A 12,277-nucleotide genomic window follows, 5' to 3' on the forward strand; every position below is an offset into this window, starting at 1 on the left:
GTTGTATCTCGTTTCTGCATTGGTAAACCATACAGAAACGAGAATTGATATAGAATTAAGAGGATAACATCATGCACACAGAAGTGGTACACGCATCGATTACTCAAACAGCTTCCCGTGATGTTCATTATGCAACCCTAATGGCACACGCGCACAATACGCCGAATAATCATCTTCTTGCTTGCATGATTGCCAGTTGGTTAGTAGGACAAGGCAATATGCCTACCCGTTTTGGTCTCAGTGAAACATCATGGAATAACTTACTTAACAACCATTTCCCTCATTATATTTTTCCGCAACGTCTATTACCATCTGACACGATAGATGTATTACGTTTACCCGAATGTGACGAATTACGTACCCTATTTTTTTCCCACTGCGACACAATCACCCATGATAAACAATGCCTAGCCGACATCCTAATTACAGGCTGTATGGGGAGTGACCATCTATGGCAAGATTTGGGGTTATGGTCGCGCAAAGATTTAACCACCCTCATGAAACATAATTTTCCAAGCTTAGCGGCAAAGAACGACCGCGATATGAAATGGAAAAAATTTTTCTACAAACAGCTTTGTCTGCAAGAAGGGATTTATATTTGTCGCGCCCCCTCCTGTGAAGTCTGTGCCGATTATCAAAAATGTTTTGGTAGCGAAGAATAACCCGCCTGACCGTGTATTGCTTACTCACACCAGTCAGCCATTGTAAATTTTTAGGAGTGTTTCCATGTTTAAAGATATTATTACAGGCTTACAAAACGGTAGCGTTATCCCTTATTTAGGGGCGCACGCCCTAGTTGGTTCTACCAACAAATTAACAGGCGAACCCATCCCCGCTGATAGCAATAGCTTAATTTTGGCAATGAATAACGGGCAACCGATGGCACCCAAGTTAATGTATGAATTCCCACGTGCTGCCATGAACCAAGAATTAAAAAAAGGACGCTCTTACGTCAACAAATTCTTAACCAAACTTTATGGCGAAACCCAATGGACACCTGCTCCATTACACACATGGTTAGCTAGTTTAAACCTGCCCTATTTGATTGATACGAACCGTGATACACATTTACAAGATGCCTATGCCAGTCGTCCCCATACTCTTGTCGTTGGTACTGCGCGGCTTGGTGGCACAGACTACCGTTTTCACCTCTATCATTTTGATGGTGCTGAAGGTTCTAGCTATAAAGAAACAACATTAGAAGCGGTAGATACCAGCTTACCCGTTCTCTTCAAACCCCTAGGAACACCTCGCCCCGCCGCGAACTTCATCGCCTCAGATGCAGATTACGTTGATTATATTACTGAATTAATGGGAGGCTTTGGAATGCCTGCCTATTTGAAACAATATCGCCGTAACAAACAATATCTATTGCTTGGTTTACCATTAAATCGTGATACGGAACGGATGATTTTATCCGACATCATTTACGACGCGGCTAAACCTGCGGGCTGGGCAGTCATTCCTGATGCAAATGATAAAGAAATTCGTTTCTGTAAAAAATTAGGGTTTGAAGTTATCAATGCAGAAGTTAAAGATTTACTCGCTGAAATAGGCATTGATGCACCTTCTATTAGAAAACCTTTAAGCGTTGCCGTTTAAAACGATATAACGATTTATTTTAATTTAAGTCCTTATCCCGTTCATTAAGACCCAGCCAGTTTTAAAAACTGGCTGGGTTTTTTTGTCTATATAATGATGAGAATCAAAAATAATAAGACTAAAAGCGTTATCCGTGTAGGGTGCATTATAGCGACAGTACTATAAAAAGATTAAATAGAATATCCGTAAAAAGAGCTTATCAATAGAACAATTTGCTCGTTACCAAGCTCCGCTTGCCGAGTACAAGCGGACTTAAGCGTGGAGCGTTCAAGCAAGTACCCGCCAAGCAGAGCTTGGCGAATAGGCATTACCAAGTGAAACTTGGTAACGAGCAATACTTTTTTACGGAAATCTGTTGAATAGGTCATTTCTTATTCCCTTTTTAAAATACGGTTACTATATGTAACGCTAACACACGCTATAATAAATGCTTTTGTAAGCAGTCTAATAAAAAAACTTATCAAAGGAGCGGGGAATCGTTACCCAACATAACAGGATGGCAGAACATATTTTATTTTTAACAGGGAAACTTGCTGAAGCAAACTTGCGTCGAGTATTAACCGCAATAGAACCTCTCCCGTTTACTTACGAAGTACATCAACTAGGTATTAGCGTTGCGGGTTTAATGACCGCTGAAATGATAAAACGCCGCTTAACGGATACCAAACAGGCAACCCGTATTATTGTTCCCGGTCGCTGTCGGGGTGATTTAAGCCTATTAAGTCAAGATTTAGGTATTCCCATAGAACGGGGAACAGATGATTTAAAAGACTTGCCCGAGTTTTTTGGTAAAGGACGGGTTAAACCTGATTTAAGTCAATATGATGTTTTGATTTTTGCCGAAATTGTTGATGCCTCACAACGCAGTATTGATGCGGTGCTAAAACGGGCAGATTATTACCGACAAATGGGGGCAAATGTCATTGATTTAGGCTGTTTACCCGATACACCATTTCCCCATTTAACAGACTGCATTGAAGCATTACATGCTCAAGGCTTTAAAGTCAGCGTCGACTCTATGCAGACAGAGGAATTACTTCGTGCAGGTAAGGCGGGCGCGGATTATCTCCTGAGTTTGAAAGAAAGCACCCTATGGATTGCCGATGAAGTCGCGGCAACACCCGTTCTAATTCCCGAACAACCCGACGATATGGACTCGCTGTATCGTGCTATTGCCAGTATGCAACAACGACAACGGGCTTTTTTTGTTGACCCCATTTTAGACCCTATTCCTTTTGGATTTACCGATTCTTTAGTCCGTTATCACAGCCTACGGCGCAAGTTACCCGATGTTCCCATCATGATGGGTATAGGCAATATTACCGAATTAACCGATGCAGACACAGCAGGAATGAATGCCTTATTAATGGGAATTATCAATGAATTGAACATCAATGCGGTCTTAGCAACCGAAGTGAGCCAACACGCCCGCCGTGCGATTCGTGAAGCCGATTTTGCACGACGTTTAATGTATTTCGCAAAAACACATCAAAGCCTTCCTAAAGGGGTTCATCGTGGGCTGGTAAGCCTACATGAAAAAAAACCTTTCCCTGATAGTTTGGAAGAAATCACCCAATTAGCCCAAGCAGTGCGTGACCCCAGTTTTCGCATTCAAATCAGTGAACAAGGAATTCATATTTATAACCGCGACGGACTGCATACCGCTCAAAACCCATTTGATTTATTTCCGCAGTTGAATGTAACAACAGATGGCTCACATGCTTTTTATCTGGGGGTAGAAACCGCGCGCGCACAGATTGCGTGGCAATTGGGTAAACGGTATAACCAAGATGAGGAATTACAATGGGGTGTCGCGGTAGAAGCATCAACAACGCAGCAATATTGCCAACCGGTTGCAGCACCCGCACCGATGACAGAAAGTAATTATAAAACCTATCGTTGCAAAATGTGTGGTTTTCTCTATGCAGAACAGAAAGGGTTACCTGATGCGGGGATTCCTGCGGGAACACTTTGGGAAGACGTGCCAACAGATTGGTTTTGTCCACTTTGTAATGCTAGCAAGACAGATTTTAAGGCAATATAGCAAACCACTTGTAAAGGCAACGGATACCACCGCAAACGATGTTATCCGTTTTTATCCTGTGGTCACAAACTTAATTGATTGCAGATAGCCGTTTGAGCGCGGTTATGCAACCAACCGTGATGCACGAGTAAATTGCAACACGTTATCAACCACCGCCACCATCACTGTATCATCCGCCACAAATTTACCTTGTAAAATTGCTTGGGCTAACGGATTTTCAAGCGCGTTTTGAATCGCCCGTTTTAAAGGTCTTGCACCATATACAGGGTCAAAACCCACTTCGCCGAGTAAATCTAATGCGGCATCGCTGATGTCTAAATCAATATCCATTGCATTTAAGCGTTTACGCAGTAAGCCAATTTGAATGCCTGCAATAGAGCGGATTTGCGTTCTTCCCAGCGGATGGAATACCACCACATCATCGATACGATTAATAAATTCAGGGCGGAATTGTTGACTAACAATTTCCATAACAGCGGCTTTCATGGCTTCATAATTATCCTCACCCGCCATTTCCTGAATAATTTGTGAGCCTAAATTAGAAGTCATCACAATAACCGTATTACGAAAATCCACCGTGCGACCTTGTCCATCGGTCAAGCGTCCATCATCTAAAACTTGCAGTAAAACGTTAAACACTTCAGGGTGTGCCTTTTCCACTTCATCCAATAAAATCACGGAATACGGTTTGCGTCTAACGGCTTCCGTTAAATAGCCCCCTTCTTCATAACCAACATAGCCGGGCGGTGCGCCAATTAAGCGAGCAACGGTATGTTTTTCCATAAATTCAGACATATCAATACGAATCATGGCCTCTTCGGTATCAAACAAAAACCCTGCTAAGGCTTTGCAAAGCTCAGTTTTCCCAACGCCTGTTGGCCCTAAGAATAAAAATGAACCGTTAGGGCGATTAGGGTCTGCAAGTCCTGCACGAGAACGACGAATCGCATTAGAAACCAGTTTTACGGCTTCAGTTTGTCCGACAACGCGCTTGTGTAAAGCGTCTTCCATACGTAACAGTTTATCGCGTTCCCCTTCCAGCATTTTGTTGACAGGAATCCCCGTCCATTTAGACACCACTTCGGCAATTTCTTCATCGGTCACTTTGTTGCGTAGCAACTGCATTTCCTGTGTTTCAACCTTGCCTGCATCAGATAAGCGTTTTTCCAGCTCAGGAATGCGTCCATATTGCAGTTCTGACATGCGGGCTAAATCTCCCGCGCGGCGAGCGGTTTCAAGGGCAAGTTTCGTTTGTTCTAACTCTTCTTTAATGTGTTGTGAGCCTTGAACAGCGGCTTTTTCACTGTTCCACACTTCATTTAAATCAGACAATTCACGTTCAGCCCGTTGAATATCTTCGTTGAGTTTTTCTAAGCGTTTTTTCGAAGCCTCATCACTCTCTTTTTTCATCGCTTCGCGCTCAATTTTTAACTGAATCAGTCGTCTATCTAATTTATCCATTCGCTCGGGCTTGGAATCAATTTCCATGCGAATTCGACTTGCCGCTTCATCAATTAAATCAATCGCTTTATCAGGTAATTGACGGTCAGTAATGTAACGATGTGATAAGGTTGCTGCCGCGACAATGGCGGGGTCGGTAATATCAACGCCGTGATGCACTTCGTAACGTTCTTTTAAACCCCGCAAAATGGCGATGGTGTCCTCAACATTGGGTTCATCAACTAAGACTTTTTGGAAACGCCGTTCTAACGCCGCATCTTTCTCGATATATTTGCGATACTCGTCTAAAGTTGTCGCACCCACACAATGCAATTCGCCCCGTGCTAAAGCAGGTTTTAACATATTGCCTGCATCCATAGAGCCTTCGGCTTTGCCTGCGCCAACCATTGTATGTAATTCATCTATAAAGAGAATAACTTGTCCTTCTTGCTTGGCTAAATCGCTTAAAACGGCTTTTAAACGTTCTTCAAATTCGCCGCGAAATTTTGCTCCCGCGATTAATGCACCCATGTCTAACGATAAAACCCGTTTACCTTTTAACCCTTCAGGGACTTCACCATTAATAATCCGTTGTGCTAAGCCTTCAACAATCGCCGTTTTCCCGACACCCGGCTCACCAATTAAAACAGGATTATTTTTAGTCCGTCGTTGTAATACTTGGATAGTACGACGGATTTCATCATCACGTCCGATAACAGGGTCTAGTTTTCCTTGAATAGCGCGTTGGGTTAAATCTATTGTATATTTTTCTAAGGCTTGGCGTTGTTCTTCTGCATTAGGGTCATTAACCTGCTCTCCACCACGCATTTGTTCAATGGCTTTTTCTAGTAGGGTTTTATCAACCCCTGTTTTCCTTAATAATTCCCCGATTGTGCCTTGTTCATCAAGCGCGGCGAGTAAAAATAGTTCGCTAGAAATAAATTGGTCACGTCGTTTTTGCGCAAGTTTGTCCGTTAAGTTTAATAAGCGATTAGTGTCATTAGAAATATGAATTTCGCCCTCATGTCCGCTAACGGTGGACAAGCGGTCGAGGATTTCTGTTAATCCAGAACGTAGCTGATTGATATTCGCACCAACCCGCATTAATAAATAGCTGACGCTGCTATCGCTTTGGTCTAATAAGGCGAGTAAAACATGTGCAGGTTCAATAAAGCGGTGGTTGCGTCCAAGTGCGAGGCTTTGGGCTTGTGATAAGGCTTGTTGAAAGCGGGTCGTTAATTTTTCCATGTTCATGTGGTTAATCCCCTCGTTTGTTATCTGGTTATTGCACGATGTGAGGATAGATAACCTGATTACAAGGAAAAAAAACTTGACAAGTCGGGCTTGATTTATTATTGTTCAATACAAGGTATTGTTGCATTGCACAATTAAGAATTAGTCTAGTTATTTCAAATGGTTTATTAACACGATGTAGTGGGTGTTTTTTATTGATGTAAATTGTTATGTCATAAATAACGGTGATAATTATTGTGTGTGAATGGCGCGATAGTGAATTATGACATAAGAATTTATACCAAAATTTGGTTACATGCTATTTAATGAGGTTTTTTTATCCATGCAAACTCAGTTCAAAAACTGGTCTGAACTTAACAAAAATGCGTTTGCCTCAGCACAACAATTTGCTGATTTGCAAAATGCGTTTTTAAAAAACTTAACGCAGAAACAACTCGATATGGTTGGACTATACATGGAGAGTGGTGTTAAACAACTGCGTGCTTTTAGTGAAGTGAAAGATTTTTCAAATGTTTTTACAGCACAATTAGGCGTGTTAAAGGAAGTCAATCAAAGTCTTTTAGGACATTATCAATCTATTTTAAAAATGATTGTGGATTTACAATCGGATTTTAGTCAATTAGCCGAACAAAACTATAAGCAATCTAGTGCATTAGCCGAAGAAAAAATCAAAGAAGTGCTTGTTGTTGCAGACGAAATTGCAGCACAAACAACTGAGACTGTTCAACAGGCAGCAGCCGTTATGACGGAAACGATTCAAGCAACACCAGTTATTGAACCTGTGTCGGTTGTCTTAGAAGAACCCATCGCAGTTGTCGAGGATATCATCGCGCCTGCTGAAGAAGTATTAGCGGCAGTAACCACTGTTGAGGCAACAACGCCTCCAAAGAAAATTAGCAATGCCGCTAAATCACCCGCAAGAAAGCGTCCTGCTCCTTCAAAACAACTGAAATATTAATTTTATCCGAATACTACAAGGAATTTATTATGTCAGAACAACTGCAACAATGGTCAGATTTAAATAAAGGTGCAATGGCTTCTTTTCAACAATTTGCTGATATTAATCGTAATTTATTTATGAGTTTGGCCCAACAGCAGATGAGTTTAGTAGGGATTTATGTTGAAAGTGGTACGAAGTATATGGAAGCCGTTAGCAAAGCGAAGGATTTTCAGGATGTGTTAAGTGCGCAATCTCGCACGTTTGAAGAGTTTAATCGGAAAGTATTAGAAAATTTTCGTTCTACAATGGAAATGATGGTGGGTGTTAAAGGTCAATTAGTTTCTCTTGCGGAAAAAAGTACAAAAGAAGTGGTAGAACTTAATCCTGCAATTAAGTTAGTGAAGTAATTTCAAAGGACAAACCCTTTTCAACTTCTCGCTCATACGAGGTGATTCAAATGCAAGAACAAATCCAGAAGTGGTCTGAACTGAGCAATAAGGCTTTTGCAACTGCACAAAAATTCGCCGCAATTAATAATGATTTGATTGTTCATTTAACACAACAGCAAATTGAATTGCTTGGTATTTACACGGAAGTTGGTAGTAAACAGTTAAAATCTTTAAGTGATGCGAAAGATATACAAGCGGTGGTTTCCTCACAATCTGGTTTGGTTGAGGATTTTAGCAAACGGTTGTTGAGCAATTATCGTGTTACTGTTGAATTGATGTTGGATATTAAAAATCAGTTCGTTGATTTAACTGAAAAAACAATTAAGGATAATGCCGACGCTTATCCTTCTTTGGTAAAAAACTAGGATAAGTCCTTAAGTTATAAAAACCTACATGGGTTAGCCCGTTGTAGGTTTTTTTTTGGGTTTCGAGCGGTATTATCTGTTTTATTGCTATTTTTGCAAAAAATTTGTTGATATTGAACGTTCTATCATCCTTAACGTCTTTATCTTTATAAAAAACTCCACAGGGGTTGACCTGTAATGAGGACGATGGTTTGTTCAAACCATTGCGCAAGAAAGTAGGGAATAGATAAGCCTAACCACAGCACTAACCCGAGTTGTATCATGACAGGAAGCATGTTTGCACGAACAGCAACTTGTCCCGCAGGGGCTTCGCCATAAATCATGGGTTGAACATGTTTGAATAAACCCGCAAAAGCAATTCCTAATCCGAGTAAGAGTAAGGGAGTCAACCAAGGATAACTTTTCATGGTTGCCGTAATAAGAAGAAATTCGCTCACAAACACTCCAAAAGGGGGAAAACCTGCAATGGCTGCAGTGCCAAGTAATAATCCCCATGCAATGCTGGGTTGTGTCCGCATAAGTCCTCGAATTTTATCTATTTTTTGTGTGCCTGCAACATGAGAGGCATGTCCAACAGTGATAAAAATAGCGGATTTAGTCAGTGCGTGAACGGTCATGTGCAGCAACGCGCCAAACGTAGCCAAAGGAGTGCCTAACCCGAAAGCAAAGGTCATCAATCCCATGTGTTCTATGGATGAATAGCTGTATAGGCGTTTTATATCGCGTTGTCGGTGTAGGAAAAAAGCGGCGACGAGAAAAGATAGCAGACCAAATCCCATCATTAAATGGCTTGCCATTTGGTTTTGTAAAGAACCATCTACGAGTATTTTTACACGCACCAGTGCATAGAGCGCAACGTTAAGGAGTAGGCCCGATAAAACGGCTGACATTGGAGTTGGCCCTTCAGAATGGGCATCGGGTAGCCAGTTATGTAGTGGAACAAGTCCGACTTTAGTTCCATATCCCACCAGTAGAAAGACGAAAGCAATGCTTAAAACGGTTGGTTCTAGTTGCGATGAATAGCCTTGTAACACGGTCCATGAAAGTGCGTCATGATGATTTGCAATCACTTTTTCTGCGGCAAAATAGAGTAGCATGGTGCCAAACAGGGCTTGTGCGATTCCTACACCACATAAAATAAAATATTTCCAAGCGGCTTCAATAGATTCTGGGGTGCGGTAAAGGCTAACGAGTAAAACCGTTGATAAGGTTGCCGCTTCCATTGCAACCCAGAGTAAACCTAAATTATTGGTTGTGAGCGCAAGTAACATTGCAAAAATAAAGGCTTGATACATAGTATGATACAGGCGCATACGTAGCGGTGTAATTCGCCCTTTATTGACTTCGTAACGCATGTAAGGACGGGAAAAAATGGCGGTATTCATACCAATAAAGGTAGTGAGCGCGACAAGATAGATGTTAAAGGCATCGACGAAAAAAAACTGGTTTTGTGTCACTAAGCCGCCAAATTTTAAAACATCTGCGCCCAGCCATAGCGAAGCGAGAAAGTTGGCGGCAGAGACCAGAATATTAAGCCATCCTGCACCTCGAATATGTCCCATTATTGCGAGTAATAACATGCCAATAAGAGGAATAATTAAAACGAAATTGAGAGAAAGAATGTTCACTCATGCACCTCAGAACCTACCTTGTATGGAGTTTCATTTATATTAAACAGTATGGATAAATCCATTAAAACGGGATGTTCAACACGTTATTATAAGTTTTTCAGTGTCATTCTGAATAATAAAGTTTTAGGCATGTTAAATAAATACGATTCTTTTTAATAAAAACCTTTATAATTAGTGTAGTTAGAGAACCATCCTTGTTGAGGGGGATTTCCTGAAAAGCGGTTAAATACCCCTTTTTCATGAGGAGAATTTTTTAAATTGGAGAATACTTGCGTTTACCCTTTGTTGTTTTAAGCGTATCAAGCTATTTTGTAGCGGGTAAGCAATGTTCAAAATAAAACAAAGATTGGCCGCAATGGGTGGATAATGGTTCGCCGAGAAGGTGAAAATGGGTTTGTAAGGCTTGTGTGGTTAAAACCTGTTGCGGTGTACCGATGGCTTTTAATTGTCCTGCATGAAGCAGTATCACTTGGTCGGCATAGCGTAAAGCCGCGTTAATATCGTGTAAGGATAACAATATCAAATGTCCCTCATCGGCTAATTGACGACAAAGTTGCAAAATTGCTAGGGCATGGGCAATATCAAGGCTTGCGATAGGTTCATCTAGCAAAATAATATTTGCTTGTGTTGCAAGACTACGGGCGATAATGACGCGCTGTTTTTCCCCACCCGAAAGTTCGTGAAACCAGCGTTGAGCTAGATGTGTAATATCTGTTCGCTCTAATGCTCGCGTTACAGCTTGTTTATCCTTAACCGTTTCTGGGCGAAACCGTCCTAAATAGGGATTGCGCCCCATCATGACAATATCCCAGACGGTAAATGCAAATTCAAAATGAGTTTGTTGTGGAACATAACTAATCTGTATTGCAAGGGTCTGACGGCGAAAAAGATTAAGTTCTACATTATTTAGTAGTACTTTTCCTGTATTGGCTTGCCACAATCCTGCAAGTAGCTTTAACAAGGTGGTTTTGCCCGCCCCATTAAGCCCCAAAAGGGCAATGAGTTGTCCACTGTGTAAAGTCAGGGTGATATCTTGTAAGAGTTGTGATTGGGCAACTGTGATGCTGGCGTGTTGTGCTTGTAATATATCCATATTTAAACATCATTCATGAAAATATCCTAACGTGGCGTAAATTCTGCATTCTCTATAAAAACAATCTTTGTACAGTAAATGATGCTGCTAATCACGCGGTTTTCACCGCTGATTTTTAGCTAGATACTTATTTCTCTAAAAACAGCCAACTTGATACCACATTTCTAAATATGATTCATTACACCCCGTTTTCTGGGAGTTATCCTCCCACTGATGTAACTTTATTATTTAAGCTGATTCCTGTTGAACCTGTTAATTTATTTGATAATAATAGACAAAACTTATCAGGTATGCGATGTTTACATGAATTACTGACTGTAGAGCCTTTACCTAGCGCAAAATATGTAGATATTTTTTTTCAAACGGTTCAGCATAATAAACAAAAATTAGCCTATCATGTGCTTAGTTTGGCGTATTTACTTCATACAACAAAAGAAAAATTAACCTTGGTTTCCTTAGCACGTGCGGGTACGCCGATAGGTGTTTTGTTAAAACGAACATTACAAGACATTTTTCAACGCACTGTTCCGCATTATTCATTAGCCTTGCTCCGTGAAAAAGGAATAGATGAAAATGCGTTGCGTTATATTCTTGAAGTAGAAGAAACAAATGGAAGTGATATTGCTTTTATTGATGCGTGGACAGGAAAAGGGATTTTAACCCGCGAACTGCATAAATGGGTATCATTATTTAATCATCATTTTAATACCTGTATCCCCACAAAACTTTGGGTTATTGCCAATGTTTCGGGCAGTAGCACAGTGAATGCAGTGACTTTAGAAGATTATGTAATTCCTTCAGCTTTACTCAATGCAACCGTAAGCGGACTCACCAGCCATACTATTTTACACCGTCGCTACATAGGCTTAGAAGATTTCTTTGGCTGTCAATTTTATCAGCATTACAGGGAACAAGATGTATCGCTTTGGTATATTGAACAAGTGATGAACGAAGTTTATAAATTGGCTAAAAATCCAATTAGTTATGCAACAGTGAGTACGGAAGCAAAAAACCAACGGCAACAAGATAATGCTAGTTTTATGGAGCATTTCATGCGTCAAGCACAAATTGCACATAGTAACTATCTTTATCCCAGCATTGGTGAAACAATTCGAGTATTATTACGCGATGCACCCAAAAAAATTCTGGTTAAATGGCCTAATGCAACAGACCTTGTGCCAATTCAATATCTTGCTGAAGAAAAACAAATACCCATCGAAGTATTTAATAACATGCCTTATCAAGCCGTTGGCATCATGAATTAAAGCTAACCTTAACAGCCAACTAACTATTTTTTCTAAAAAATCAAGCGAACAAGTGTTGAGTTGTGGTTGCAGGTGTGCATAACGTCATCTATACTATGCAGAAAATTTCGCATTGAACCGAAACCCCCTTTTTAGGGGGTTTTTGCTGAATAAGGCGACGGCTTTGTATATCCCTAGCATTGAAATGAGGCGAG

General features: G+C 40.8%; 11 protein-coding genes. 7 read left to right on the forward strand and 4 right to left on the reverse strand.

Translation table 11 applies throughout. The annotated features are described in order from the left end of the window. Positions 1-71 precede the first annotated feature (71 nt). The gene (locus tag AL038_RS16465) at positions 72-662 is read left to right on the forward strand and encodes a nitrogen fixation protein NifQ (protein ID WP_066246157.1); all 591 of its coding nucleotides are present in this window, start codon (positions 72-74) and stop codon (positions 660-662) included. Between the two features lie 64 nt (positions 663-726). Beyond that, positions 727-1,602: an SIR2 family protein gene (locus tag AL038_RS16470; protein ID WP_062154682.1), complete on the forward strand. Its 876-nt coding sequence runs from the start codon at positions 727-729 to the stop codon at positions 1,600-1,602. A 170-nt stretch (positions 1,603-1,772) separates the two neighbouring features. Here the strand turns inward: AL038_RS16470 and AL038_RS16475 are convergent, their stop codons facing one another. Continuing rightward, the gene (locus AL038_RS16475) at positions 1,773-1,970 is read right to left on the reverse strand and encodes a hypothetical protein (protein ID WP_145917123.1); all 198 of its coding nucleotides are present in this window, start codon (positions 1,968-1,970) and stop codon (positions 1,773-1,775) included. A gap of 128 nt (positions 1,971-2,098) precedes the next feature. Between AL038_RS16475 and AL038_RS18900 the strand changes: the two genes are divergently transcribed. After that, the gene (locus AL038_RS18900; protein ID WP_062154684.1) at positions 2,099-3,646 is read left to right on the forward strand and encodes a DUF6513 domain-containing protein; all 1,548 of its coding nucleotides are present in this window, start codon (positions 2,099-2,101) and stop codon (positions 3,644-3,646) included. A 102-nt stretch (positions 3,647-3,748) separates the two neighbouring features. Here the strand turns inward: AL038_RS18900 and clpB are convergent, their stop codons facing one another. Then, complete coding sequence (gene clpB, locus AL038_RS16485) at positions 3,749-6,340, reverse strand: ATP-dependent chaperone ClpB (RefSeq protein ID WP_201800103.1); 2,592 nt, start codon at positions 6,338-6,340, stop codon at positions 3,749-3,751. Positions 6,341-6,662: 322 nt separating this feature from the next. Between clpB and AL038_RS16490 the strand changes: the two genes are divergently transcribed. The 3 genes from AL038_RS16490 to AL038_RS16500 are packed head-to-tail and all read left to right on the forward strand — an operon-like array spanning position 6,663 to position 8,094. Continuing rightward, complete coding sequence (locus AL038_RS16490) at positions 6,663-7,298, forward strand: phasin family protein (protein ID WP_062154686.1); 636 nt, start codon at positions 6,663-6,665, stop codon at positions 7,296-7,298. A gap of 29 nt (positions 7,299-7,327) precedes the next feature. Further along, positions 7,328-7,687 (forward strand): phasin family protein, encoded by a 360-nt coding sequence (locus AL038_RS16495; protein ID WP_062154687.1) that lies wholly within the window; start codon positions 7,328-7,330, stop codon positions 7,685-7,687. Between the two features lie 50 nt (positions 7,688-7,737). Further along, positions 7,738-8,094: a phasin family protein gene (locus tag AL038_RS16500; protein ID WP_062154688.1), complete on the forward strand. Its 357-nt coding sequence runs from the start codon at positions 7,738-7,740 to the stop codon at positions 8,092-8,094. Positions 8,095-8,240: 146 nt separating this feature from the next. Here AL038_RS16500 and AL038_RS16505 read toward each other — a convergent pair whose 3' ends face one another. Then, a complete protein-coding gene (locus AL038_RS16505) occupies positions 8,241-9,722 on the reverse strand; it encodes a hydrogenase 4 subunit F (protein WP_201800104.1) in 1,482 nt (493 codons plus the stop codon). Positions 9,723-10,029: 307 nt separating this feature from the next. Next, positions 10,030-10,818, reverse strand: coding sequence for an ABC transporter ATP-binding protein (locus AL038_RS16510; protein ID WP_062154689.1), 789 nt, complete (start codon positions 10,816-10,818; stop codon positions 10,030-10,032). 170 nt (positions 10,819-10,988) lie between these two features. Between AL038_RS16510 and AL038_RS16515 the strand changes: the two genes are divergently transcribed. Further along, complete coding sequence (locus AL038_RS16515) at positions 10,989-12,083, forward strand: cysteine protease StiP domain-containing protein (RefSeq protein WP_062154690.1); 1,095 nt, start codon at positions 10,989-10,991, stop codon at positions 12,081-12,083. Positions 12,084-12,277 lie beyond the last annotated feature (194 nt).

Source organism: Beggiatoa leptomitoformis (assembly GCF_001305575.3).
GTDB classification, from domain to species: Bacteria; Pseudomonadota; Gammaproteobacteria; order Beggiatoales; family Beggiatoaceae; genus Beggiatoa; species Beggiatoa leptomitoformis.

Bases quoted from the DNA above. Each gene is read 5' to 3' on its own strand.
- AL038_RS16465 (WP_066246157.1), top strand. From the start codon at position 72: ATGCACACAGAAGTGGTACACGCATCGATTACTCAAACAGCTTCCCGT.
- AL038_RS16470 (WP_062154682.1), top strand. From the start codon at position 727: ATGTTTAAAGATATTATTACAGGCTTACAAAACGGTAGCGTTATCCCT.
- AL038_RS16475 (WP_145917123.1), bottom strand. From the start codon at position 1,970: ATGACCTATTCAACAGATTTCCGTAAAAAAGTATTGCTCGTTACCAAG.
- AL038_RS18900 (WP_062154684.1), top strand. From the start codon at position 2,099: ATGGCAGAACATATTTTATTTTTAACAGGGAAACTTGCTGAAGCAAAC.
- clpB (WP_201800103.1), bottom strand. From the start codon at position 6,340: ATGAACATGGAAAAATTAACGACCCGCTTTCAACAAGCCTTATCACAA.
- AL038_RS16490 (WP_062154686.1), top strand. From the start codon at position 6,663: ATGCAAACTCAGTTCAAAAACTGGTCTGAACTTAACAAAAATGCGTTT.
- AL038_RS16495 (WP_062154687.1), top strand. From the start codon at position 7,328: ATGTCAGAACAACTGCAACAATGGTCAGATTTAAATAAAGGTGCAATG.
- AL038_RS16500 (WP_062154688.1), top strand. From the start codon at position 7,738: ATGCAAGAACAAATCCAGAAGTGGTCTGAACTGAGCAATAAGGCTTTT.
- AL038_RS16510 (WP_062154689.1), bottom strand. From the start codon at position 10,818: ATGGATATATTACAAGCACAACACGCCAGCATCACAGTTGCCCAATCA.
- AL038_RS16515 (WP_062154690.1), top strand. From the start codon at position 10,989: ATGATTCATTACACCCCGTTTTCTGGGAGTTATCCTCCCACTGATGTA.